Annotated in this window: 17 protein-coding genes and 1 pseudogene; 11 read left to right on the top strand and 7 right to left on the bottom strand. The window is 64.0% G+C overall.

Features of this window, described 5'->3' with window-relative positions; all coding sequences use genetic code 11:
- Nucleotides 1-17 precede the first annotated feature (17 nt).
- Nucleotides 18-1,361 carry an HlyD family type I secretion periplasmic adaptor subunit gene (locus FPZ08_RS09750; protein WP_246132848.1) on the top strand — a complete coding sequence of 448 codons (1,344 nt, stop codon included), beginning with the start codon at nt 18-20 and terminating at the stop codon, nt 1,359-1,361.
- Between the two features lie 129 nt (nt 1,362-1,490).
- A complete protein-coding gene (locus tag FPZ08_RS09745; RefSeq protein WP_146289792.1) occupies nt 1,491-2,153 on the top strand; it encodes a response regulator in 663 nt (220 codons plus the stop codon).
- Nucleotides 2,154-2,192: 39 nt separating this feature from the next.
- On the opposite strand, the pseudogene FPZ08_RS09740 reads toward FPZ08_RS09745, so the two are convergent.
- From FPZ08_RS09740 to nirB, 5 genes and pseudogenes are all read right to left on the bottom strand, one after another.
- Nucleotides 2,193-3,696, bottom strand: a pseudogene (locus FPZ08_RS09740) (FAD-dependent monooxygenase).
- Nucleotides 3,697-3,846: 150 nt separating this feature from the next.
- A complete protein-coding gene (locus FPZ08_RS09735; RefSeq protein ID WP_146289791.1) occupies nt 3,847-5,574 on the bottom strand; it encodes a bifunctional protein-serine/threonine kinase/phosphatase in 1,728 nt (575 codons plus the stop codon).
- A 50-nt stretch (nt 5,575-5,624) separates the two neighbouring features.
- Complete coding sequence (locus FPZ08_RS09730; protein WP_146289790.1) at nt 5,625-6,458, bottom strand: formate/nitrite transporter family protein; 834 nt, start codon at nt 6,456-6,458, stop codon at nt 5,625-5,627.
- 39 nt (nt 6,459-6,497) lie between these two features.
- A complete protein-coding gene (nirD, locus tag FPZ08_RS09725; RefSeq protein WP_146289789.1) occupies nt 6,498-6,830 on the bottom strand; it encodes a nitrite reductase small subunit NirD in 333 nt (110 codons plus the stop codon).
- A gap of 11 nt (nt 6,831-6,841) precedes the next feature.
- On the bottom strand, nt 6,842-9,289 hold the full coding sequence (gene nirB / locus FPZ08_RS09720) for a nitrite reductase large subunit NirB (RefSeq protein WP_146289788.1): 2,448 nt from the start codon (nt 9,287-9,289) through the stop codon (nt 6,842-6,844).
- A 403-nt stretch (nt 9,290-9,692) separates the two neighbouring features.
- Between nirB and FPZ08_RS09715 the strand changes: the two genes are divergently transcribed.
- Entirely contained in the window at nt 9,693-10,046 is a 354-nt protein-coding gene (locus tag FPZ08_RS09715) for a YciI family protein (protein ID WP_146289787.1), read from the top strand.
- A 91-nt stretch (nt 10,047-10,137) separates the two neighbouring features.
- Here FPZ08_RS09715 and FPZ08_RS09710 read toward each other — a convergent pair whose 3' ends face one another.
- Nucleotides 10,138-10,749, bottom strand: coding sequence for a LysE family translocator (locus FPZ08_RS09710; protein ID WP_146289786.1), 612 nt, complete (start codon nt 10,747-10,749; stop codon nt 10,138-10,140).
- Nucleotides 10,750-10,976: 227 nt separating this feature from the next.
- Entirely contained in the window at nt 10,977-11,918 is a 942-nt protein-coding gene (locus tag FPZ08_RS09705) for a nucleoside hydrolase (RefSeq protein ID WP_146289785.1), read from the bottom strand.
- A 144-nt stretch (nt 11,919-12,062) separates the two neighbouring features.
- Between FPZ08_RS09705 and FPZ08_RS09700 the strand changes: the two genes are divergently transcribed.
- From FPZ08_RS09700 to FPZ08_RS09665, 8 genes are all read left to right on the top strand, one after another.
- A complete protein-coding gene (locus FPZ08_RS09700) occupies nt 12,063-13,091 on the top strand; it encodes an AI-2E family transporter (protein ID WP_146289784.1) in 1,029 nt (342 codons plus the stop codon).
- Entirely contained in the window at nt 13,070-13,318 is a 249-nt protein-coding gene (locus tag FPZ08_RS09695; RefSeq protein WP_146289783.1) for a hypothetical protein, read from the top strand. Before FPZ08_RS09700 ends, FPZ08_RS09695 begins: the two co-directional genes overlap by 22 nt.
- Nucleotides 13,319-13,398: 80 nt before the next feature.
- The gene (locus FPZ08_RS09690) at nt 13,399-15,261 is read left to right on the top strand and encodes a monovalent cation:proton antiporter-2 (CPA2) family protein (protein ID WP_246132847.1); all 1,863 of its coding nucleotides are present in this window, start codon (nt 13,399-13,401) and stop codon (nt 15,259-15,261) included.
- 97 nt (nt 15,262-15,358) lie between these two features.
- On the top strand, nt 15,359-17,827 hold the full coding sequence (locus tag FPZ08_RS09685) for a glycogen/starch/alpha-glucan phosphorylase (protein ID WP_146289782.1): 2,469 nt from the start codon (nt 15,359-15,361) through the stop codon (nt 17,825-17,827).
- A gap of 78 nt (nt 17,828-17,905) precedes the next feature.
- Nucleotides 17,906-20,128 (top strand): 1,4-alpha-glucan branching protein GlgB, encoded by a 2,223-nt coding sequence (gene glgB / locus FPZ08_RS09680; protein ID WP_425457582.1) that lies wholly within the window; start codon nt 17,906-17,908, stop codon nt 20,126-20,128.
- 55 nt (nt 20,129-20,183) lie between these two features.
- Nucleotides 20,184-21,455 (top strand): glucose-1-phosphate adenylyltransferase, encoded by a 1,272-nt coding sequence (glgC, locus tag FPZ08_RS09675; protein ID WP_146289780.1) that lies wholly within the window; start codon nt 20,184-20,186, stop codon nt 21,453-21,455.
- On the top strand, nt 21,455-22,915 hold the full coding sequence (gene glgA / locus FPZ08_RS09670; protein ID WP_146293057.1) for a glycogen synthase GlgA: 1,461 nt from the start codon (nt 21,455-21,457) through the stop codon (nt 22,913-22,915). The genes glgC and glgA overlap by 1 nt, the downstream gene beginning before the upstream one ends.
- Nucleotides 22,896-24,530 carry an alpha-D-glucose phosphate-specific phosphoglucomutase gene (locus tag FPZ08_RS09665; protein ID WP_146289779.1) on the top strand — a complete coding sequence of 545 codons (1,635 nt, stop codon included), beginning with the start codon at nt 22,896-22,898 and terminating at the stop codon, nt 24,528-24,530. Before glgA ends, FPZ08_RS09665 begins: the two co-directional genes overlap by 20 nt.
- Nucleotides 24,531-24,627 lie beyond the last annotated feature (97 nt).

Raw genomic sequence — 24,627 nt, 5'->3', positions numbered from 1 at the left:
GGCGCTGGGAGGACGCGATGAGCACCATGGACATGACGGCACCCTATCCGCGCGCCGAGCGCGCGCGGGGCAAGGTCAAGATGTCGGATTTTTCAATGCGCGGCCGGGTGGTTGCGGGCAGTATCGCCGCCATCCTGCTGCTGGGCGGCATCGGCGGATGGGCCGCGACGGCCAAGCTGTCCGGCGCCGTCATTTCCAGCGGAACGGTGCTGGTGGCCGAGAATGTCAAGGTTGTCCAGCATCTGGATGGCGGGGTGATCGCGGCGATCAACGTGCAAAAGGGGCAGAGCGTGGTCGCCGGCGATGTGCTGCTGCGACTCGAGGATGTTCCCATAAGGACGGAGCGTTCGATCCTGAGGGGGCAGCTTGCCGAGCTGGTGGCGCGCCAGGCGCGGCTGATCGCCGAGCGCGATGCGGCGGAGGCGATCGCGTTTCCTGGCGATTTCCTGGCCTCCTATCCCAATGCCGCGGTCATCCTGCAGGGCGAGCAGCAATTGTTCGACAGCACGGCGCGCAACCGGCAGTCGCAGCGCGAGCAGCTGGAGCTGCAGGTGGCGCAACTGGAAGAGGAAGTGGGCGGGCTGCAATTCCAGGCGGCGGCGCTGGCCGACGAACTGGCGCTGGCGCGCGACGAACGCGTCCGCATTGGCGCGCTGTCCGAGAAAGCACTGATCGAAACGACGCGGCTCAACGTGGCGGATCGCGAGCTGGCGCGCATGCTGGGGTCGCAGGGGGAATTGACGGCCAATATCGCGCGGTCCAATGCGCGGATCAGCGAGGTGAAGCTGCAAATCCTGGCCATTGACGACATGGCCTATACCGATGCGCAGCGGGAATTGCGCAGTGTTGCCGCCAGTATCACCGAATTGCGGGATCGGCTGGCCGAGGTGGAGGACCGGCTGGCAAGGACGCTCATCCGGGCGCCGGTGACGGGCACGGTGAACGAGCTGTCGGTGACCACGCTGGGCGGGGTTATCAGCCCGGCGGAACGGCTGCTCACCGTCGTCCCTGATGATGCCGACCTCAAGATCGAGTTCCAGATTGCCGTGCATGATATCGACCAAATCGTGCTGGGGCAGGAGGTCAAGCTCCGCTTCAGTGCCTTCAACCAGCGGACGACGCCGGAAATCCCGGCAATCGTGTCGCGCGTATCGGCGGCCGCGACCAGCGATCCGCAGAGTGGGCAGAGCTATTATCTCGCCGAAGCGGAGGTGAATGGAGACCTGTCCGAACTGGGCGAGCGCGGGCTTATTCCGGGCATGCCGGTGGATGTTTTCGTCCAGACCGAAGAGCAGGTGGCGATCGCCTATTTCGTCAAGCCCTTCACCGACCAGATCGTGCGGGCTTTCCGGGAAGAGTAAGTAATGCTGACACTTGCGTTAATCAAATATTCGATGGCTTGCCGAAAGTGAATTTACCGAACGTTAATTTAGTCGTAGATTTGGCGCCTGTGGACTATTGGGGCGACAGGTTAGTACCGTTGGCGTACCATGAGAAAATTGACGACAGTCGCTATCGCCGATGATCACCCGGTTTTGCTTGCTGGAATGGTGTCTTTGTTTGCCGGCAGCGACAGGCACCAAATTGTCGGGCAAGCCGTTTGCGCCGATTCCAGCCTTGAGATCGTGAAGGCCGTCAGCCCAGACGTCATCATCATGGATCTGAGCATGCCGGGCGATGTGTTCCGGACCATTGCCCAGATCGTGGCCACGGCGCCCGACACCAAGGTGGTGGTGTTTACCGCCTTTTGCAGCATCGAGTCGGCGCTCAAGGCGCTGGATGCCGGGGCGACCGGCTTTGCCCTCAAGGGCAGCCCATCATCGGAACTGCTGGAAGCCATCGATACGGTCATGGCCGGCCAGATGTTCGTGACCAGGCAATATGCCAGCCAGGTGATGAACGGGCTGCGGGACCGGGCGCGACGGCAGGCGCTGGATGAATCGATCAAGCTCAATGTGCGCGAGAAGCAGATTGTCGGCCATCTTATGCAGGCGCGGACCAACCGGGAGATTGCTGCGGCGCTGCATATCAGCGAGAAAACGGTCAAGCATTACATGACCGGGCTGATGCTCAAGCTCAAGGCGCGCAACCGGGTGGAAGTGGTCATCGCCTCCCGGTTGAGCCAGGAACAGGAGAGCGCCCTGACCCGATAGCGGGGCCAGGAGCAGCTTTCCGATACCATCATTTCGCTGTCATGCGCCGGCTGGCGGTCCGAACCATGTGGTCAGGGCGGCGGTGAGGTTTGGCTGGGCATCGGTCCAGGCAACATAACCGTCGGGGCGGATCAGCACGGCAGTGGGGGGCGGGGACCGGGCCAAGTTCCGGGAGGGTCCAGGGACCGGCAGAGCTGGCATCGACCAGCTTTACCCTGTCGGCCCAGGGGGCGATGTCGATGGCGCCGGGTTGGCCGAGATTGAGCAGGACCGGCCTGGCGTCGTGCAGCAGGGTGAAGAGGCGCAGCGGGCCGGTGGTGGTTTGCAGGTCGAGATCGGGCATGCGACGGCCGAGCAGGGGATGGCCTTCGCCGAGGTCGTAGTGGATATCGAGGCCGGTCATCATGGCGGCGAAATGGGTGCGCGGCTCGTCCATCGCGAGCAGTTCGGCCACGGTGTCGCGCAGGGCGCGGGTACGGTCGTCATCGCGGCGCAGCGTGCTGGCGGCAAGCGTGTTGCGCAGGACGCGGGCGCCGACCGGATGGCGCTCGGCGTGGTAGGTGTCGAGCAGGCTTTGCGGTGAGGTGCCCTTGACCACCTGGGCCAGTTTCCAGCCGAGATTGAGGGCATCCTGCATGCCGGTCTGCAGGCCCTGGCCGCCATCGGGCGGATGGGTGTGGGCGGCGTCGCCGGCCAGCATGACCCGGTCCTTGCGATAGGTGGCGGCCTGGCGAGCCGCATCGGTGAAGCGGCCGATCGAGGTGGGGGAGTGGACGCCGTAATCGGTGCCATAGACGGCGATCATGGCGGCGCGGAGATCGTCCAGGGTGGGCTCGGTGGTGGCGTCGGGGCGCTGCTCGGTGATCAGGATGCCCACCGGGCCGGTATCGGCATAGACGATCTTGCCATCGCGGATTTCGTAATCCACCCGGCCGAGCGAATGGATGCCCACGGCGTCGCGGCGAATGCCCCATTCGGGCGGGAGTTCGGCCAGTTCGACCGTGGCGATGATATTGCTGGTGGTCGGTTCGGCGCCGGGGAAGTCTATGCCGGCCGCCTTGCGGACGAGGCTGCGGCCGCCATCGCAGCCGACGAGATATTGCGCATGCAGCGACTGGCCATCGCTGAGCGCGATGGTGACGCCGGATTCGTGCTGGGTGAGGCCGGTTACGGCGATGCCGCGATAGGTGGGCACGGCCAGTTCGGCGACCCAGGCGGCCAGGATGCGCTCGATATGGACCTGCCACAGGCCGAGCGTATAGGGGTGGCGGGTGGGGAAGGCGCTGATGTCGAAAGTGACGCCGGCAAAGCCGGTGGCCTGGACCTTCTGCCCCTCGGCAATGAAGCGGTCGGCTATGCCGCGCTGATCGAGCATTTCGATGGTGCGGGCATGAAGGCCGCCGGCGCGGGAGCCGGCCAGGCCCTGGTCGGGGCGACGCTCGACAATGGCGACATCGATGCCGGCGAGAGCCAGTTCGCCTGCCAGCATCAGTCCGACGGGGCCGCCGCCGGCAATGACCACGGCATGTTCGGTTTTGCGCATCTGTCGCTCCGTAATTTCTGGCTGGGCCGGTGTTTTACGGGATGACCGGGGGCTTGAAGCAAGAGCCTTGCGATCTACATATAAGAAATGGAGAGGCATGCATGTGCTTGCCTGTCTTTTGGCCGTGGCGTGTGGCCCCAGCTTTCTCCCTTATCCCCCGACAAGCAAGCCCAGCAGCACGAGGACCGTGCCTGCAAGAGCCAGCGACAGCATTTGCCAGAAGCGAACCGGATTGCGCGTCAGCAGTGGGCGCGGCGGCAGCGTGGCGAATTCCGGGTTGGGGTGGCGGAGGTCGTAGGTAAATTCGGAGAGGGCTTCGTAGCGCCGCGCAGGGTCGGGGTGGACGGCTTTTTCGAGGGCGCGGTCGATCCAGTCGGGGATGCCGAATTCCGGGGTGGAGGCGGATTGGTAGCGCAGGCGGGCGAGATCGGCGCGGGTGTGCAGCATGGCGGCGTGGGGGCCGTAGGGGAGCTGGCCGGTCAGCATCTGATAGGCGATGACGCCGAGCGAGAACTGATCGGAGCGATCGGTGCCGGCATCGCCGAGGCGATATTCGGGGGCGGCATATTGCACCGTGCCGAGCTGGGCATCGTCGTCCATGGGTTGGGCCTCGATGAGGCCCGGAACCTTGGTGGAGCCGAAATCGATGATCTTCACCGTGCCGGTCTTGTCGATCATGATATTGTCGGGGCGCAGGTCCTGATGGACCATTTCCTGGCGGTGGAAGGCGTTGAGGCCGCGGGCGACCTGCTCGATGATGTCGCGCACCGCGTTGAGATCGGGGCGGGGGTGGTCGGCCATCCACTGGGTGAGGGTCTGGCCATCGACATATTCGGTGGCGAGATAGAGATAGTGGCGCTTGCGATCCTGATCGTGGATGGCGAGGGCATGCGGCGTGTTGAGGCGCCGGGCGATCCACTCTTCCATCATGAAGCGGCGCAGGAAGGCCGGATCGCTGCGCATGTCCGAGCCGGGTACCTTGATGACGCACGGGCGGCCATCGCTGCTGTCCTGCGCGAGGAAGACCTGGCTGCGGGCATTGGCGCGCAGCGGGCGCAGGATGCGGTATCCGTCGAAATCCATGCCGGGTTCGATGGGCGGCGGCAGCGGTAGGTCGGCGGACTGGCCGAGGAAATCGGCGGCCTCGCCGCCGGGCAGGGCATCCACGCGAACGATCTGGATGGTGAGATTGTCGGGGCTGCCATTGGCCAAGGCGCTTGTGACGATGTGGCGGGCGGCAGTGTCGAGATCGTCGGGATGGGCGGCGATTGCCTCGGCGATGGTGGCGCCATCGACATGCTCGTGGACGCCGTCGGTGGTGAGCACGAAGACATCGCCGGTGCCGACGGGGACGCTGCGATAATCGATTTCGACATTGCTGCCGATGCCGAGGGCGCGGCCGAGATAGAAGCGATTGGGAGCGGCGGGGACGCGGTGATCGGTGGTGAGCTGCTCGAGGGCGCGGCCGGCGAGGCGATAGACGCGGGAATCCCCGATATGGAAGATGTAGGCGGCGCGTGACTTGAGGACGAGAACGCTGAGCGTGCAGACATAGCCGCTATCGGCGTCGTCGGCGCCCAAAGCGCGAGTCTGGGCGTGGAGCCAGGCATTAGTGGCCGAGATGACGCGGTGGGCTGATGTCTTGACCGGCCAGGCGTCGGAGGTGCCGTAATAGTCGGTGAGGAAGCTCTTGATGGCTGTCTGGGCGGCGATGGAGCTGACAGTGCTGGTGGAAATGCCATCGGCCAAGGCGATGGCGATGCCCTTGAGGTCGAGTGCCGGCTGGGTGGGGATCAGCGCGCCGTAAAAATCCTGATTGGCGGGCTTGCGGCCCTTGTCGGAATGCTGGCCGAGGGAAATGGCGAGGCTGGCGCTCATCTGCAGTCCATGGGGAGAACGCTCCGCCGGAGCTGAGCGTTCGAGGCGGGTTATTCGGCGGGTACGAACTTGCCGGAGGCAGCGCGCTGCGTGGCCCTTGTGCTGTGCGTGGCATAAAGCGCGAGACCGACAAAGGCGAGGCCGCCGACCAGATTGCCCAGGATGGTGGGGATCTCGTTCCAGATCAGGTAGTCCATGATGGAGAACTGGCCGCCCAGCATGAGGCCCGAGGGGAAGAGGTACATGTTCACGATGGAATGTTCGAACCCCATGTAGAAGAACAGCATGATGGGCATCCACATGCCGATGACCTTGCCGGAAACCGAGGTGGACATCATGGCGGCGACGACGCCGGTCGAGACCATCCAGTTGCAGAGGACGCCGCGGACGAACAGGGTGAGCATGCCGGCGGCGCCGTGTTCGGCATAGCCGACGGTGCGGCCTTCGCCGATATGGCCGATGGCTTGGCCGACGGCATTGGGCTCCTGGCTGAAGCCGAAGGTGAAGGTGATCGCCATCAATACGGCGACGGTGAAGGCGCCGCCGAAATTGCCCAGAAAGACCAGGCCCCAATTGCGGAACACGCCGGCCAGGGTGACGCCGGGACGCTTGTCGATGAGGGCGAGGGGCACCAGCGTCATGACGCCGGTGAGCAGGTCAAAGCCCATGAGATAGAGCAGGCAGAAGCCGACCGGGAAGAGGATTGCCCCGGCCAGCGGCTGGCCGGTCTGCACGTTAACGGTGACGGCGAAAGCCGCGGCGAGGGTGAGGATGGCGCCGGCCATATAGGCGCGGATTAGTGTGTCGCGGGTGGACATGAAGACCTTGGCCTCGCCGGCGTCGATCATCTTGGTCACAAATTCGGTTGGTACGACGTAGGCCATATCGTCTCCTTGGGAGCAGGGGGCTTGCTGGGTAAGGCACTATTCGGCGGCGACCAGGGCGCCTTCGAGCGCCAGGTAAATGCGGCCATCGACGAGATCGATCGGGTAGGTTTTGACCTGGCCCTCGTCGGCGCCGAGCGCCTTGCCGGTGGCGAGGTCGAAAACCCAGTTATGCAGGGGGCAGGTGACGGAGGCGCCATGGACGATGCCTTCGCTGAGCGGCCCCTGCTTATGGGGGCAGCGGTTTTCGATGGCGAAAACCTGGTCTTCCTGGGTGCGGAACACGGCTATGCGGCCAGCCGGCGTGTTGACGCAGCGGGCGCCGCGGCGCGGGATGGCGTCGATGGTGCCGATTTCGATCCAGTCGCTCATGGGCGATCTCCCTATTCTGCGGCCACGGGCATGCCGAATTCGGCCAGGGCGGCGAATTCGTGGGCGTCCTTGCCGTTGACGCGCTCCTGCCAGGGATCGACCTGGGCGAAGGTCTGCGCGTAGACGAAGCGCTCGAAATAGGTGCGGCGCTTGTCGCGGTCGGTAACGACATTGGCCAGGATGGATTCCTTGCCGACGCGCTTGGCCCATTTGTAGATGCGCTCGAGATAGCGGCCCTGCTCGCGGTAGAGCTGGGTGAGCGCGACGATGATCTCGAGGGCTTCATCCTCGGTATCGGCGTGGCAGAGGAGTTCGGTGGGTTTGATGTCGAGACCGGCGGCGCCGGCGAAGTGGATGTCGTAACCAGAGTCGACGCAGATGACGCCGATATCCTTGCAGGTGGCTTCGGCACAGTTGCGCGGGCAGCCCGACACGGCGAGCTTGACCTTGGCCGGGGTCCAGGCGCCCCACATGAACTTTTCGAGGCGAATGCCGAAGCCGGTGGAATCCTGGGTGCCGAAGCGGCACCAGTCGGAACCGACGCAGGTCTTGACCGTGCGCAGGCCCTTGGCATAGGCGGCGCCCGAGACCATGCCGGCGGCATTGAGATCGGCCCAGACGGCGGGGAGATCTTCCTTTTTCACGCCGAGCAGGTCGATGCGCTGGCCGCCAGTGACCTTGACGGCGGGAATCTGGAACTTGTCGGCCACGTCGGCGATGGCGCGCAGCTCTTTCGGATTGGTCATGCCGCCCCACATGCGGGGCACGACGGAATAGGTGCCGTCCTTCTGGATATTGGCGTGGACGCGCTCGTTGATGAAGCGGGACTGGCCGTCATCCTCGTATTCGCCGGGCCAATCGGCCACGAGATAGTAGTTGAGGGCGGGACGACACTTGGCGCAGCCGCAGGAGGTTTTCCACTCCAGCTCCTGCATGATCGCCGGAATGGATTTGAGGCCCTTGGCGATGATGAGGCGCCTGACATCGTCGTGGCCATATTCGGTGCAGGGGCAGATGGGCTGGATGGCGGCGGGGTTGTAGGCCTCGCCCAAGGTGGAGCGCAGGAGTTGTTCGACGAGATGAGTGCAGGAGCCGCAGGAGGCGGAGGCCTTGGTGTGGGCGCGGACGCCATCGAGGGTGGTGAGGCCCTTGGACGCGATGGCGCCCGTGATGGTGCCCTTGCAGACGCCGTTGCAGCCGCAAATCTCGGCATCGTCGGGGAGGGCGGCGACGGCGGCCATGGGATCGAGCGGGGAGCCGCCCTGATAGGCCTGGCCGAAGATCAGCGTGTCGCGCATGTCGCTGGTGTCGGTGCCCTTGCGGATCATGTCGAAGAACCACGGGCCGTCGCCGGTTTCGCCATAGAGGACAGCGCCGATGACCCGGTCCTGCTTGAGCACGAGGCGCTTGTAGACGCCTGACGTGGCGTCGCGCAGCACGATCTCGTTGCGGTCTTCGGCCTCGGCGAAATCGCCGGCTGAATAGACCGAGACGCCGGTGACCTTGAGCTGGGTCGCGGTCTGGACCGGGCGGAAGGCGGCATCTGTCTTGGCGAGGGTTTTGGCCAGTACCTTGGCCTGGTCATAGAGCGGGGCGACGAGGCCATAGACCATGCGCTCATGCTCGACGCATTCGCCCAAAGCCAGGATATCGGGGTCGGAGGTGACCATCTGGTCGTTGACCACGATGCCGCGTTCGACATGCAGGCCGGCATCCACGGCGATGCGGACCTCGGGGCGGATGCCCACGGCCATGACCACGATATCGGCGCCATAAACGGTGCCATCTTCGAGGGCGACGGCTTCGACACTGGTCTCGCCGAGAATGGCCTTGGTCTGGGCCTTGCAGTGAACCTTGATGCCGCGGGCTTCGAGATCGCGCTGCAGCAGGTAGCCGGCGGCCGGATCGAGCTGGCGTTCCATGACATGGCCCATGAGGTGGAGCACGACCACATCCATGCCGCGTGCGCGCAAAGCGGCGGCGGCTTCGAGGCCGAGCAGGCCGCCGCCGATGACGACGGCTTTCGAGCCGGGACGGCGGGACACTTCAACCATGCTGTTGACGTCGTCGAGATCGCGGAAGGCCATGACGCCGGGCAGGTCCTTGCCGGGCAGGGGAATGATGAAAGGGGCCGAGCCGGTGGCGACGATCAGCTTGTCGTAGGGTGTTTCGCCATTTTTCGAGATGACCAGCTTGCGCTGACGATCGATGGCGGTGACGGTTTCCCCGAACCGGGTGTGGACGCCGTGCTCTTCGTACCAGGCGGCATCGTGGGTGATAATCTGCTCGTAGTCCTTCTCGCCCGCCAGGACCGGGGAGAGCATCAGCCGATTGTAATTGCCGCGCGGCTCGGCGCCGAACAGGGTGACGTCGAAACGGCCGGGGGCATCCTCGAAAATATGTTCGAGGGCGCGGCCCGAGGCCATGCCGGCACCAATGATGACGAGGCGTTCGGTCATCTGTTTCTCCCGCTTCGCTGCCGGGCAGCCGTGAAAACAAAAAAGCCGCCAACCGACCCGCCCGGCCCGAGGGCCGGAGCGTCTGTCAGTTGGCAGCTTTGCCTGTGAGTGCCCGCCATTGGACACCGATGGCCCCTACAAAGCAGGAAGCGTGCCACGGCGATGGGCGGGAGAATTCGGCTTATGGGGCAGCGGTTTACTGGAGCGTCTCACCGGAGGGCTGGTGTGGCGCAGACGCGGTGGGCGCTCAATCGGGCGTCAAACTGCGTAAAAAATAGGCGATTATGCGTTGTGGGTCATCAATTGCGCAATTTGGTGTCGGTTTGTGCCGCTGTCGAATCCGCGCAGTGTGCTTCGTCGCGAAGGCAGGGCCGGATGGGCTTGAGAGAGAAGGAGAAAGACGATGCAGGTCATGACACTGGTCAAGACGACCAAGGCCGGAGCGGGCGCGCCGCCAATGGCGCTGATGCAGGCGATCGGGCAATTGGGTGCGGATGCCGAGGCGGCGGGCGTGTTGGTGACGCAGGGCGGGCTGATGGGCCGGGAGCAGAGCGCCTTCATCAATATACGCAGCGGCAAAGTGATCGTTACCGATGGGCCGTTTGCAGAGAGCAAGGAACTGGTGGGCGGCTATGCCGTCTATGAGGTGCCTGATATGGCCGCGGCCATGGACTGGGCGGTGCGGTTTGCGAACCTCCATACCGCGCATTGGCCGGGGTGGGAGGGCGAAATCGAGGTTCGGCCGATTTTCGGCTGATTTCGGCTGAGGCCGGGCTGGTCGGCGGCGAAGGCCCCCTCACCCGGCGCTGCGCGCCGACCTCTCCCCCAAAGGAAGAGGTGAAGAGAGATCAGTGCTGCCAGACGACGAGGCCGGCGGCGGTGGCCATCATGACGCCGGCGGTCTTGTTGAGGCGGCCGAGGGCGCGGGGGCTCTTGAACATTTCGCGGGCGGCCGAGGCCAGCCAGGCATAGCCGCAGCCGATGATGAGCAGGACGATCACCACGATGGCGGTCAGTTCGGCGAAGGCGACGGGGTTCATCTGGTCGAGCGGGATCACGGTGGGCAGGATGGCTAGGTAGAAGACGATGGTCTTGGGATTGCCCATGGTCAGCGAGAAGCCGGCAAGGAAGGTTTTCCAACTGTCTTCGTTTTTCGGCTTCATCTGTTCGGAGCCGGGGTGGGCGGTCCAGAACTTGTAGGCGACATAGAGCAGATAGGCGGCGCCGGCCCAGCGGACGATGACGAAGATCGGGCCGAAATATGTGGCGATGGCGGCGAGGCCGAAAACCGCAAAGACGAAATAGACCAGGTCGCCGGCGAGGATGCCGAGAACCATGGGGAAGGCGCCCTTGAACCCGCCGCCCAGGGCGCGGGCGACCACGGCCGCGACGCCGGGGCCGGGGACCAGCACGGCGATGGCATAGGCGATGGTGAAGGCGGCGAGGGTGAAGAGGTCCATGGGGCGGGTCCTGTTGGGAGGCGGAGATTATGCTGGGGCGAGAATGGGGGCAAGGTGCCACTCCTTCTTCCCTTCTCCCCTTGCGGGAGAAGGTGCCCGAAGGGCGGATGAGGGGTTGGTTCCACAGGCATTGAAGCATGGGCAGGCGCAGGACCCCTCACCCGGTTTTCCGCTGGACGCGGAAAACCACCCTCTCCCGCAAGGGGAGAGGGGGAACTCCACTCGGGTTACGGCAGCCGGGCCAGCCGTTCGGTCAGGAACTGGTAGAAGCCTTCGGCATTGCCGGTTCTGAGGTAGTTGACGTTTCGCACCTTGCCGGTGACGTGCCAGTAGTCGGTGACGGTCATGCCGACGGTGAGCTCGCTCGCGGTTTCGACCGTGACGTTGCAGTGGCGGCCCTCGAACAGGTCAGGGCGGAGGAGCCAGGCGATGACGGTGGGGTCGTGCAGGGGGGCGCCGGACCAGCCGTATTTCTTGAGGTCGAAGCCTTCCGAGAAGGTCAGCATGTCGTAGACGGCCTTGCCGGATCTGTTGCCCAGGCCACGAATTGCAGTGAGGCGTTCGGGGGTGGACTGGATCTGGTGGGTCACGTCGAGCGGCAGCATGGTGATGGGCGCGCCGCTGCGGAGCACGACATCGGCCGCTTCGGGGTCGACATAGATGTTGAATTCGGCGGTCGGGGTGATGTTGCCCACTTCGAAATAGGCGCCGCCCATCATGACGATTTCGGCGATGCGTTCGGCAATGGCAGGCTGCTTGACCAGGGCCATGGCGATATTGGTCAGCGGGCCGAGGGTGCAGAGGGTGATGGTGCCGGGTTCGGAAGCCATCAGTATATCGATGATGTAGTCGACGCCGTGTTGGGCCTGGAGCGGAATGGTGGGGTCGGGCAGGTCGGGGCCGTTGAGGCCAGTTTCGCCATGCACATGCTCGGCGGTGACCAGATGGCGGCGCATGGGGCGGGCGCAGCCGGCATAGACGGGAATGTCGCGACGGCCGGACAGTTCGACCACCTTGCGGGCATTGTTGGCATTGTGGTGCAGGCCCACATTGCCGGCCACGGCGACGACGCCCAGCACGTCAAGCTCTTCGGGGGAGGCAAGCGCCAGCAATATGGCGACGGCATCGTCCTGGCCGGGGTCGGTATCGATGATGATCTTGCGGGGCATGAAAGCGCCTTGACGGGAGGGAGAATCCGGCCGGCACACTAGCGACTGGCGGGGCGCCGGTCGACTGCCCTGCGTAGGGCTCGCTACGGAACGTTTGCGCCGGGGGCACGTTACCGATCCGCGAGGGGTTTCGGGAAAAATGACATGGCACGCGCAGCAAGGCCGGCGACACCACAAGACATGAGCGAAAGCCAGTTCGAACGCATAACGGGCAATGCCGCGCGCGTTGCCATCGTGTTCATGGGATTTCTCGCCTTGCTGTTCGCATTGCAGGTGGGACAAGTGTTCCTGGCGCCGGTGACGCTGGCTATCGTGATCGGGCTGATGTTCGGGCCGGTGGCCGATCGGGTGGAGCGGTTCGGCGTGCCGCCGGCTTTGTCGGCGGGTGTCGTAGTGCTGATGCTGATCGGGGTTATCGCGGCGGGGGTGACGCTGTTTGCGGTGCCGCTGTCGGAATGGGTGGCGCGGGCGCCGATGATCTGGGCCAAGCTGCAGCAGCAATTGGCGAGCCTGCAGGGGCCGCTGCAATCGGTCAGTGCCTTCCAGGAGCAGATTTCGTCCATATTGGGCAGCGATAGCGCCATGGCGGTGACGGTGGAGGATGGCGGGCAGGTGATCAGCCTCGCCATGCTGGCGCCGGCCATCCTGGCGCAGATGCTGATCTTCCTCGCCAGCCTCTATTTCTTCGTGGCGACGCGCGACCATATCCGCATCTCGGTGCTGTCGCTCTGTGTCAGCCGGCGGATGCGCTGGCGCACGGCGCATGTGTTCCGCGACGTGGAGCAGAAGGTCAGCCGGTTCCTGCTGTCGATCACTTTCATCAATTTCTGCGTGGGCTGCGCGGTGTCGCTGGCCATGTGGGCCATCGGCATGCCCTCGCCGATCCTGTGGGGGGCGATGGCGGCGGTGCTCAACTATATCCCCTATGTGGGGCAGGGCGTGATGGTGCTGGTGCTGCTGGCCGTGGGGCTGGGCACGCAGACGGAGCTGACGGGGATTCTGCTGCCGGTGGCCTGCTATGTCGGCATCAACTTCGTCGAAGGGCAGATCGTGACGCCGCATTTCATCGGGCGGACGATGACGCTCAATCCGTTCCTGATCTTCCTCTCCATCACCTTCTGGCTATGGGCCTGGGGGCCGGTGGGGGGCTGGTGGCGGTGCCTACGCTGCTGATCGCGACTTCGGTGCTGGCGCATATGCTGCCCAGCAAGCCGCTGGTGCCGAGCCGGCCGGTGCGCCGCACGGCGCGGATGAGCGACCGCGAGGAATTGCTGGCCAATACGGCCAAGGCTATCCGGGAGCAGGCCGAACTCGAGCAGCAACCGGAGGAGAAGCGTAAGGAAGAGCGGTTGCAGCCGCCTGAGGGTACTGCGCCGAGCGGCGCGGAATCAGTGCCGTAGCATCAGCCATGCGACGGTTGCGCTTGACGCGATAGCGCGGGGCGGAAAAACTCGGCTCCTGACCAAGTGTGGAGTCTGCGGTGGCGAGTGAGGTTGTTGGACATGCGGCGGAAGCCGCGGCGCATGGCGTGGACCTCATTCCGGTGGTGGCGCTGCTGGGCGCGGCGGTCATTGCCGTACCGCTGTTCAAGCGGATCGGGTTGGGCTCGGTGCTCGGTTATCTGGCGGCGGGGCTGCTGCTGGGGCCATCGGGGATCGGGCTGATCCACGATCCGGAATCGATACTGACCACGGCCGAACTGGGCGTGGTGATGTTTCTCTTCATCATCGGGCTCGAAATGGAGCCGTCCAAGCTGTGGGCGCTGCGCAAGCAGATTTTCGGGCTGGGCGTTATCCAGGTGGCTGGTTGTGGGGCGCTGCTGACGGGCGTGGGCGTGCTGCTGGGCTTTGCGCCGGTGGTGGCCTTCATCTTCGGCATGGGCTTCGTGATGACCTCGACAGCCATCGTCATGCAAATCCTGGGGGAACGCGGGGAGCTGTCGACCGATAGCGGGCAGCGCATGGTGTCGATCCTGCTGCTGGAGGACCTGGCCATCGTGCCGCTGCTGGCCATCGTCGCCATCCTGGCGCCGGGCGGCGGCGAAGAGGTCGACATGATCACCCGGCTATTGAGCATCGCGGCGCCGATCGGCGCGGTGCTGCTGCTGATCTTTATCGGCCAGCGCATCATGAACCCGTTCTTTGCGCTGCTGGCCTCCAGCAAGCTACGCGAGGTGATGACGGCGGCCGCGTTGCTGGTGATTTTCGGCGCGGCATTGCTGTTCCAGGCGAGCGGGCTGTCCATGGCGATGGGCGCGTTCCTGGCCGGGGTATTGCTGTCCACCTCGACCTTCCGGCACCAGCTGGAGGCCGATGTGGAGCCGTTCCGCGGCATCCTGCTCGGCCTGTTCTTCCTGGCCGTGGGCATGTCGCTCGATCTCGGCATTGTCGGGCAGAACTGGCAGATCATTGCCATTAGCGTGGTGGCCTATATGGGGGTCAAGGCGGCCGGCATCTATGTCATCGCCCGGCTGCTCAAGGCGAGCCATGCCGTGGCGCTGGAACGGGCGGTGCTGATGGGGCAGGGCGGCGAATTCGCCTTCGTGCTCTATACGACGGCGGTTTCGGCGGGGATCATCGACGGGCCGACCAATGCGATCTTCACGGCGACTGTCATCGTCTCGATGGTGTTGACGCCGTTCTTCATCATCGGGCTGCGCTTTGTGATGCCCAAGGCGGCGGAGCAGTCGATGGAGGGCGTGGAGGCGGCCGATGGCCTGTCCGGGCGCATCCTCATCATCGGTTTCGGCCGCTTCGGGCAGATTGCCAGCCAGCCCTTGCTGGCGATGCGGCACTCGGTGTCGATCATCGACAACGACACCGAGATGATACGGGCGGCGGCGCAGATCGGCTTCAAGGTCTATTACGGCGATGGTACGCGGCTCGATATCCTGCATGCGGCGGGCGCCGACACCGCGGACCTCATCCTGATCTGCACCGACCGGAAGGAACAGACGACGCGTATCGCCGAACTGATGCGCGACGAGTTTCCGCTGGTGCGGGTGATGGCGCGGGCCTTCGATCGTGGTCATGCAATCGAACTGGTCAAGGCCGGGGTGGAATACCAGTTGCGCGAGATGTTCGAGTCGGCGCTGGAATTCGGTGGCGCGGCGGTCAGGGCGCTGGGGGCGAGCGAGGAGGAGGCTGCCGAGGTGGTCGAAGGCGTGCGCGACCGCGACCGCCAGCGGTTCGAACTGCAACTGGCGGGCGAGGACTGGCGGGGCCTGGGGCGCCTGCTGCTCAGCAATGCGCAGGAGCAGGCACGCGAGGGCGGCGTCACCGTGGCAGAAGAAGCGGCCGAAGATGCGGTGGCCAAAAGCACGCAGCCGACACAACCCGTCTGATCCAGGTGTATCGCGTGGGGGCTTCCGCCTGCCCAAATTAAGTGCAAGACTAAAGTCTCTAGAGGGGAATACATCGTCATGAAACCTGGATTGCGATATGCCGCAACAGCCGATCGTTTACGACGCCCCTACGCCGGAGCCCCGTGCCAAGACCGTTGAGGCCATCCAGGCCGAAATCCTCGAAAGATTGATCTATTCGGTCGGCAAGGACCCGATTGTCGCCCGGCCGCATGACTGGCTGGCAGCGACGATCCTGGCGGTGCGCGACCGGGTCATGGACCGCTGGATGGAGTCGTCGCGCGAGACGTGGCGCACATCGCGCAAGCGGGTCTATTACCTCAGCCTCGAATTCCTGATCGGCCGGCTGATGCGCGACGCGATGAGCAATGTCGGGCTCATGGAGCCGGTGCGCGACGCGCTGAAGAATCTTAATGTCGACCTGGGGGACCTCATCAACCTCGAGCCCGATGCGGCTCTGGGCAATGGCGGGCTGGGGCGGCTGGCGGCCTGTTTCCTCGAATCCATGTCGACGGTGAAAATCCCGGCCTATGGCTATGGCATCCGCTATGTGCATGGCCTGTTTCGCCAGGAAATGAGCGAGGGCTGGCAGGTCGAACTGCCCGAGGAATGGCTGGCGCACGGCAATCCGTGGGAATTCGAGCGGCGTGAAAGCGCCTATGAGATCGGCTTTGGCGGTCATGTCGAGAAGGTCACCGACCCCGACGGGAGCGAGCGGCAGGAATGGCGGCCCAACGACCACGTCCTGGCCGTGGCCTATGACACGCCGATCGTGGGCTGGCGCGGGGCGCGGGTGAATACGCTGCGGCTGTGGAGCGCGCAGCCGATCGACCCGATCCTGCTCGACAAGTTCAATTCGGGCGACCATATCGGCGCGCTCGAGGAAAGCGCGCGGGCGGAAGCGATTACCCGCGTGCTCTATCCGGCGGATTCGACGGCGGCCGGGCAGGAATTGCGGCTGCGGCAGGAATTCTTCTTCTCGTCGGCCTCGCTGCAGGACATCGTGCGGCGGCATCTGCAGCAATATGGCGACCTGGGCTCGCTGCCCGACAAGGTGGCGATCCAGCTCAACGACACCCATCCGGCGATTTCCATTGCCGAACTGATGCGCATCCTGGTCGACGACAACGGGGTCAAATGGGCCGATGCCTGGACGCTGACCAAGGGTACGTTCGGCTATACCAACCACACGCTGCTGCCCGAGGCGCTGGAAAGCTGGCCGGTGGCGCTGCTGGAGCGGCTGCTGCCGCGGCATATGCAGATCATCTACCAGATCAATGCCGACGTGCTGGCCGATGCGCGGACACGCGCCAAGTTCAACGATGCGCAGATCGCCAATGTGTCGCTGATCGACGAGGCCGGTGGCCGGCGCGTGCGCATGGGGCAGTTGGCCTTTGTGGGGTCGCACTCGATCAACGGCGTTTCGGCGCTGCATACCGAATTGATGAAGCAGACCGTGTTTTCGGACCTGCACAAGCTCTACCCCGAGCGCATCAACAACAAGACCAATGGCATCACGCCGCGGCGCTGGCTGATGCAGTGCAATCCTGGTCTGACCAAGCTGATCAGCGAGCGGATCGGTCCGGAATTCCTCGACAATATCGATCTGCTGACCGGGCTCGACGCGCATGCGGACGATCCTGGTTTCCAGGGGCAGTTCGCTGCGGTGAAGCAGGCCAACAAGCAGAAGCTGGCCAAGCTGATCAAGGACCGGATGGGCATCACGGTATCGCCCGATGCGATGTTCGACGTGCAGATCAAGCGCATCCACGAATATAAAAGGCAGTTGCTCAACATCATCCAGGCCGTGGCGCTCTATGACGATATCCGGGCGCATCCCGAACGGAACTGGGTCCCGCGGGTCAAGATTTTCGCGGGCAAGGCGGCGCCGGGCTACTGGAATGCCAAGCTCATCATCAAGCTGATCAACGATGTGGCCAAGGTCATCAACAATGACCCGGCGGTTCGGGGCCTGCTCAAGGTGGTGTTCCTGCCGAACTACAATGTGAGCCTGGCCGAAGTGATCGTGCCGGCGGCCGACCTTTCCGAGCAGATTTCGACGGCTGGCATGGAGGCCTCGGGCACCGGCAATATGAAGTTCATGGCCAATGGCGCCATCACTATCGGCACGATGGACGGTGCCAATGTCGAGATGCACAAGGAAGTGGGGCCGGACAATATCGTCATCTTCGGGCTGAGCACCCAGGAGGTGAACGAGAAGCGCGCCAAGAGCGAAGTGCCGCGCGGGGCGATCGATGCTTCGCCGCGGCTCAAGGAAGCGCTGGATACGATCGCTTCGGGCGTGTTCTCGCCTGATGATCCGCACCGCTATCGCGACCTGATCGGCGGAATTTATGACCATGACTGGTTCATGGTGGCGCGCGATTTCGATGCCTATGCCGCAGCGCAGACCAAGGTGAACGAAATCTGGCAGGACAAGAGGCGCTGGAACGCCATGGCGATCCGCAACACCGCCCATGTCGGCTTCTTTTCGTCGGATCGGACGATACGGCAATATGCCGAGGATATCTGGAGCGTGCCGGCATGAGCATAGGCAGGGGGCGGCAAGCGGAAATGCGGACCGGACCTGTTGCCGATGAATGGTTCGGGGGCTGGGCCGGATGGCTTGCGCCGCTGTCGGGGGAGCGTGCGTGTGAGCAAGGAAGACTGGCAGGCCGATGCACGGGAAGTGGAGGCGATCGTTAATGGCCGCAATCCCAATCCGTTCGCGTTTCTGGGGCTGCACGAGATTGGCGGGCAATGGGTGCTGCGGGCCTTCATCCCGCATGCCGAGACCGTGTCGGCCTACGCGCTGGACGGAGTGGCGCTCGGTCCGCTGATTCCGCGCCATGGCGGCGGCTTTTTCGAGGGCAAGATCAGCATCAGCGGGCGCCAGCCGATCCGCTATCACGCCAAAAATGCCGGCGGGGAATGGGATGTCTACGACCCCTATTCCTTCGGGCCGGTGCTGGGGCCGATGGACGACTACTATATCGGCGAAGGCAATCACCTGCGGCTGTTCGACAAGCTCGGTAGCCATGAGATGGAATTCGAGGGCATTCACGGCACCCATTTTGCCGTGTGGGCGCCCAATGCGCAGCGCGTGAGCGTGGTCGGCCCGTTCAACGAATGGGACGGACGCCGCAACCCGATGCGCAACCGCCTGGAAACCGGCATCTGGGAAGTGTTCATTCCCGTGCTGGGCACCGGCACGCTCTACAAATACGAGATCGTCGGGCCGGATGGCGTGGTGCAGCCGCTCAAGGCGGACCCGTTTGCCCGGCAATCGGAATTGCGGCCGCGTACGGCCTCGGTGGTGCCCGACCCGACCGAATTCGCCTGGACCGACGCCAAATATATCGAAGAGCGCGCCATGCGCGACTGGCGGCGGGTGCCGATGTCGATCTATGAGGTGCATCTGGGTAGCTGGCGGCGGCGGCCCGATGGCGGGTTTTTGAGCTATGACCAGTTGGCCGAGCAGCTCGTGCCCTATGCGGCGGATATGGGCTACACCCATATCGAGCTGCTGCCGATCACCGAGCATCCGTTCGATCCGAGCTGGGGTTACCAGCCCACGGGCATGTATGCGCCGACCTCGCGACACGGCGATCCGGCGGCGTTTGCCCGCTTCGTCAATGCGGCGCATGAGGCGGGGCTTGGCGTGATCCTCGACTGGGTACCGGCGCATTTCCCGACCGATGCGCATGGGCTGGCCCGTTTTGACGGCACGGCGCTCTACGAGCATGCCGATCCGCGGCAGGGCTATCACCCCGACTGGAACACGGCGATCTACAATTTCGGCCGGCGCGAGGTGGTGAGCTTCCTCGTCAACAATGCGCTCTACTGGCTGGAGAAATTCCATATCGACGGGCTGCGCGTCGATGCCGTGGCGTCGATGCTCTATCTCGATTATTCGCGCCAGCAGGGGCAGTGGGTGCCCAACAAGTTCGGTGGCAACCAGAATTTGGAGGCCGTGGAATTCCTGCGTCGGGTGAATTCGGAAGCCTATCGGCTGCATCCGGGCACGTTCATGATCGCCGAGGAATCCACCTCGTGGCCTGGCGTCAGCCACCCCGCCTATACGGGCGGGCTAGGCTTCGGCTTCAAGTGGAATATGGGCTTCATGAACGACACTTTGCGCTTCATGAGCCGCGAGGCGGTGCATCGGAAATACCACCACAATGACATGACGTTCGGCACGGTCTACGCGTTCAGCGAGAATTTCGTGCTGCCGCTGAGCCATGACGAAGTGGTGCATGGCAAGGGCTCGCTGCTGGAAAAGATGCCTGGTGACGACTGGCAGAAATTCGCCAACCTGCGGGCCTATTACGCCTTCATGTGGGGGCATCCCGGCAAGAAACTGCTGTTCATGGGCCAGGAATTCGCGCAGCGCGACGAATGGGCCGACGGCAAGTCGCTGGACTGGTACCTGCTCGACGCGGGTATGCATGAGGGCATGCGGCGGCTGATTGCCGACCTCAACCTGGCCTATCGCGAATTGCCCGCTTTGCATGAGCGCGATTGCGAGCCGGAGGGGTTCGAATGGGTGATCGGGAACGATCACGCCAATTCGGTGTTTGCGTGGTTGCGCAAGGCGCCGGGAAGCGACCCGGTGCTGGTGGTGTCCAATTTCACGCCGGTGCCGCGCAGCGGCTACAAGATTCCCATGCCGCTGGCAGGCAAATGGGTGGAGCGCATCAATACCGATGCGGGGTGGTATTCCGGGTCCAATACCGGAAACCAGGGGGCGGTCGAGGCCTATGCCGTGGAGGGCAAGCACTGGCCGGCAGAGGCGGAAATCTATCTGCCGCCGCTCTCGACGCTGTTCCTGAAATACGAGCCGGCGTGACCCGGATGGAGTGAGATACGTCCCGGAAAACGGGCAGTAGTGGAGGGTTAGAAGAATGGCAGACTACAGAACACCATCGCCGCTGGCCCGCGAGGCCATGGCCTATGTGCTGGCGGGAGGACGCGGCACGCGCCTGATGGAACTGACCGACCGGCGCGCCAAGCCAGCCGTCTATTTCGGGGGCAAATCGCGCATTATCGACTTCGCGCTCTCCAACGCGATCAATTCGGGCATTCGTCGCATTTCGGTGGCGACGCAATATCAGGCGCATAGCCTGATCCGGCACCTGTCGCGTGGCTGGAACTTCCTGCGGCCCGAACGCAACGAGAGCTTCGACGTGCTGCCCGCCAGCCAGCGCGTGGCCGAGGACATGTGGTATGCCGGCACGGCCGATGCCGTGTTCCAGAACATGGACATTATCGAGGATTACGGCGCGCGCTACATCGTCATCCTGGCGGGCGACCACATCTACAAGATGGACTATGAAATCATGCTGCGGCAGCATGTGGATACCGGTGCCGACGTGACCATCGGGTGCCTGGAAGTGCCGCGCATGGAGGCCACGGGCTTCGGCGTGATGCATGTCGATGGGCGCGACCGGGTGATCGACTTCGTCGAAAAGCCCAAGGACCCGCCGGCTATTCCGGACAAGCCGGACACGGCGCTCGCGTCGATGGGTATCTATGTGTTCGAGACGCGGTTCCTGATGGAGCAGTTGCGGCGCGACGCGGCTACGGAAGGCTCGAGCCGGGATTTCGGCAAGGACATCATTCCCTATATCGTCAAGAACGGCACGGCCTGGGCGCATCGCTTCACGCGGAGCTGCGTGCGGTCGAGCAAGGAAGACGTGGCCTATTGGCGCGACGTGGGCACGATCGACGCCTATTGGAAGGCCTCGATCGATCTGACCGATATCGAGCCGCAGCTCGATCTCTATGACCGCGACTGGCCGATCTGGACCTATGCGGAAATCACCCCGCCTGCCAAGTTCGTGCATGACTTCGACGGGCGGCGCGGTTCGGCGGTGAACTCGCTGGTTTCGGGCGACTGCATCATCTCGGGCGGGCATTTGCAGCGCACGCTGCTCTCGACCGGCTCGCGGGTGCATTCCTATTCGGTGCTCGAAGAGGCCGTGGTTCTGCCCTATTGCGATGTCGGGCGGAATGCGCGCCTCAAGAAGGTCGTGATCGATCGCGGCGTCAGCATCCCCGAGGGGCTGGTGGTGGGCGAGGATCCCGAATTCGACGCCAAGTGGTTCCGGCGCAGCGATGACGGGGTGACGCTGATCACCCAGGCGATGGTCAACAAGTATCTGGCGGGCCGATGATCGAAGTTCTTTCGGTTGCGTCCGAAGTCTATCCGCTGATCAAGACCGGGGGGCTCGCCGATGTGGCGGGCGCCCTGCCGGGTGCATTGGCCGGGCGCGGCGTCACCATGCGGACGCTGGTGCCGGGCTATCCGGCCGTGATGAGCAAGCTCAGCGGCGGCCGCGTGGTGCGCGAGCTGGACGACCTGTTCGGCGTGCCGGCCAAGCTGATCGCGGCGCGGGTGGAAGGGCTCGACGTCATCGTCATCGATGCGCCAGCGCTCTATGATCGGCCGGGCAACCCTTATGTGAGCCCTGACGGTTGGGACTGGCCGGACAACTGGAAGCGCTTTGCGGCTCTGGGCTGGGTGGCGGCCGAACTGGCCCATGGGCTGGTCGCTGGCTACCGCCCCAACCTGCTGCATTGCCATGACTGGCAGGCCGGGCTGGCGCCGGCCTATATCAAGTTCGGGCCGACCGATGATGTGAAGACGGTCATGACCATCCACAACATTGCCTTCAAGGGATCGTTCGGGCCGGAAATCTTCGGGCAGTTGCGGCTGCCACCGCATGCTTTCGAGATGGGTGGCGTCGAATTCTATGGCGGGGTGTCCTATCTCAAGTCGGGCATGGAATGCGCGGACTACGTGACCACGGTCAGCCCCAACTATGCCGACGAAATCCGCACGCCGGAATTCGGCATGGGGCTGGAAGGGCTGCTGAACGGGCGGGCCGAGACGGTGGTCGGGATCTTGAACGGCATCGACGTGGATGCCTGGAACCCGGCGACCGACCGGGCGCTGGTGCAGACCTATTCGGCCAATACGATCCATGCGCGACAGGTCAACAAGCGGGCGGTGGTGGAGAAATTCGGACTGGATGGCGCCGATGGACCGCTGTTCTGCGTGATCAGCCGGCTGACCGACCAGAAGGGCATGGACCTGCTGTTGCAGACAGTGGACGGGCTGGTCGACCTGGGCGGCAGGCTGGCGGTATTGGGCTCGGGCGACGCGGCACTGGAAGACGGGTTCCGCACCATGTGGGCGCGCCATCCCGGCAAGGTGAGCATCGTTACGGGCTATAACGAGCAGCTCAGTCACCTGATGCAGGGGGGATGCGACGCCATTCTCATCCCTTCGCGGTTCGAGCCCTGCGGGCTGACCCAGCTTTACGGGCTGCGTTATGGCTGTGTGCCGGTGGTGAGCCGCATCGGCGGGCTGGCCGATACCGTGATCGACGCCAATCCGGCCGCCCTGGCCGCCGAAGTGGCGACAGGCGTGGTGTTCGATGCGGGCAGCGCCCATGCGCTCTACGAGGCGATCCGCAGGACCACGCGGCTCTATCACGACGACAAAGTGTGGAAGAAAATCCAGCGGCGGGGGATGAAGTCGGACGTGTCCTGGGACACCAGCGCCGTCCGCTATGCCGAGCTCTATGCCATCATTACCGGGCTGATGACCAATGACGATCCAGACCATTAAGACCACGCCCTATGGCGACCAGAAACCGGGCACATCGGGCCTGCGCAAGCGGGTGACGGTGTTCTCGCAACCCAATTATGTCGAGAATTTCGTGCAGTCGATTTTCGACAGCCTGGAGGACTTTGCCGGCAAGGTGCTGGTCATCGGCGGGGATGGGCGGTTCTACAATGACGTGGCCATCCAGAAGGCGATCCGCATCGCCGCGGCCAATGGTTTCGGCAAGGTGCTGGTGGGGCAAAACGGGATTCTGTCGACGCCGGCCGCGAGCAATATCATCCGGCACTACAAGGCGCTGGGCGGGCTGGTGCTATCGGCCAGCCACAATCCGGGCGGGCCGGAAGGCGATTTCGGCATCAAGTACAATATCGGCAATGGCGGGCCGGCGCCGGAGAAGATCACCGAGGCTGTCTATGCCCGGAGTAAGGTGATCGACAGCTACAAGACGGTGGATGCCGGCGATATCGACCTGGCTGCGGTCGGTACGCAGAAGGTGGGCGACATGGTGGTCGAGGTGATCGACCCGGTGGCCGACTATGCCAGGCTGATGGAGACGCTGTTCGACTTCGAGGCGATCAGGGGCCTGTTTGCCTCGGGCTTCCGCATGACGTTCGACGCCATGTCGGCGGTGACCGGACCTTATGCCCATGCAATTCTTGAAGGCATTCTCGGCGCGCCCAAGGGCACGGTGGTCAATGGCACGCCGTCGCCCTCGTTCAATAATGGGCATCCCGATCCGAACCTGGTCTATTGCAAGGACATGTATGACCTGCTGATGACGCCTGAGGGGCCCGATTTCGGGGCGGCGTCTGACGGCGACGGGGACCGCAACCTGATCATCGGCAAGAACCGGTTCGTGACGCCATCGGATTCGCTGGCGCTGCTGGCGGCCAATGCGCATCTGGCGCCGGGCTATAAAGGTGGAATTGCGGGCATTGCGCGGTCGATGCCGACCAGCGCGGCGGCAGACCGGGTGGCCGAGAAGCTCGGCATCGAGATGCATGAAACGCCGACGGGCTGGAAGTTTTTCGGCAATTTGCTCGATGCCAGTCGGGTGACCATTTGCGGCGAGGAGAGCGCCGGCACGGGCAGCAACCATGTGCGCGAGAAGGATGGGCTGTGGGCCGTGCTGCTGTGGCTCAACATCGTCGCGGTGCGCAAGCAGAGCGTGGATGAGATCGTGCGCGACCATTGGGCGACCTATGGGCGCAACTATTATACGCGGCACGATTATGAAGAGGTCGATGCTGGTATCGCCAATAAGCTCGTCGACGATTTGCGGGCGGCGCTGCCTGGCCTGCCGGGGCAAATCCTCGGCGATGACCTGCAGGTGGCCTATGCGGACGACTTCACCTATCACGACCCGGTGGATGGCTCGACCAGTGCGAAGCAGGGGATCAGGATCGGCTTTACCGACGGCTCGCGCATCGTGCTGCGGCTGAGCGGAACCGGGACGGTCGGCGCCACGTTGCGTCTTTATCTGGAGCGCTATGAGGCGGCAGATGGACGGCATGATCTTGACACCCAACTGGCTCTTGCACCCCTCATAGCGCTGGCAGACCAACTTGCCGGGGTCAGGCAGCGCACCGGGCGCCAGGAACCCAGCGTCATTACCTAGAGCGACGTTCGGATGGAACGCCGCTCCGTAGCTTTGTTGTCGCGTCGGATTCGGCCGGAAAGTGGAGACACTTTTCGGTCCAACGCTTTAGAATCGG

It is taken from the genome of Devosia ginsengisoli (assembly GCF_007859655.1).
Taxonomy (GTDB): domain Bacteria; phylum Pseudomonadota; class Alphaproteobacteria; order Rhizobiales; family Devosiaceae; genus Devosia; species Devosia ginsengisoli.
This window is presented reverse-complemented; position numbering and strand designations above follow the sequence as displayed.

Excerpts from the sequence above, each read along its gene's own strand:
- FPZ08_RS09750 (WP_246132848.1), top strand. The coding sequence starts at position 18 with ATGAGCACCATGGACATGACGGCACCCTATCCGCGCGCCGAGCGCGCG.
- FPZ08_RS09745 (WP_146289792.1), top strand. The coding sequence starts at position 1,491 with ATGAGAAAATTGACGACAGTCGCTATCGCCGATGATCACCCGGTTTTG.
- FPZ08_RS09735 (WP_146289791.1), bottom strand. The coding sequence starts at position 5,574 with ATGAGCGCCAGCCTCGCCATTTCCCTCGGCCAGCATTCCGACAAGGGC.
- FPZ08_RS09730 (WP_146289790.1), bottom strand. The coding sequence starts at position 6,458 with ATGGCCTACGTCGTACCAACCGAATTTGTGACCAAGATGATCGACGCC.
- nirD (WP_146289789.1), bottom strand. The coding sequence starts at position 6,830 with ATGAGCGACTGGATCGAAATCGGCACCATCGACGCCATCCCGCGCCGC.
- nirB (WP_146289788.1), bottom strand. The coding sequence starts at position 9,289 with ATGACCGAACGCCTCGTCATCATTGGTGCCGGCATGGCCTCGGGCCGC.
- FPZ08_RS09715 (WP_146289787.1), top strand. The coding sequence starts at position 9,693 with ATGCAGGTCATGACACTGGTCAAGACGACCAAGGCCGGAGCGGGCGCG.
- FPZ08_RS09710 (WP_146289786.1), bottom strand. The coding sequence starts at position 10,749 with ATGGACCTCTTCACCCTCGCCGCCTTCACCATCGCCTATGCCATCGCC.
- FPZ08_RS09705 (WP_146289785.1), bottom strand. The coding sequence starts at position 11,918 with ATGCCCCGCAAGATCATCATCGATACCGACCCCGGCCAGGACGATGCC.
- FPZ08_RS09700 (WP_146289784.1), top strand. The coding sequence starts at position 12,063 with ATGGCACGCGCAGCAAGGCCGGCGACACCACAAGACATGAGCGAAAGC.
- FPZ08_RS09685 (WP_146289782.1), top strand. The coding sequence starts at position 15,359 with ATGCCGCAACAGCCGATCGTTTACGACGCCCCTACGCCGGAGCCCCGT.
- glgC (WP_146289780.1), top strand. The coding sequence starts at position 20,184 with ATGGCAGACTACAGAACACCATCGCCGCTGGCCCGCGAGGCCATGGCC.
- FPZ08_RS09665 (WP_146289779.1), top strand. The coding sequence starts at position 22,896 with ATGACGATCCAGACCATTAAGACCACGCCCTATGGCGACCAGAAACCG.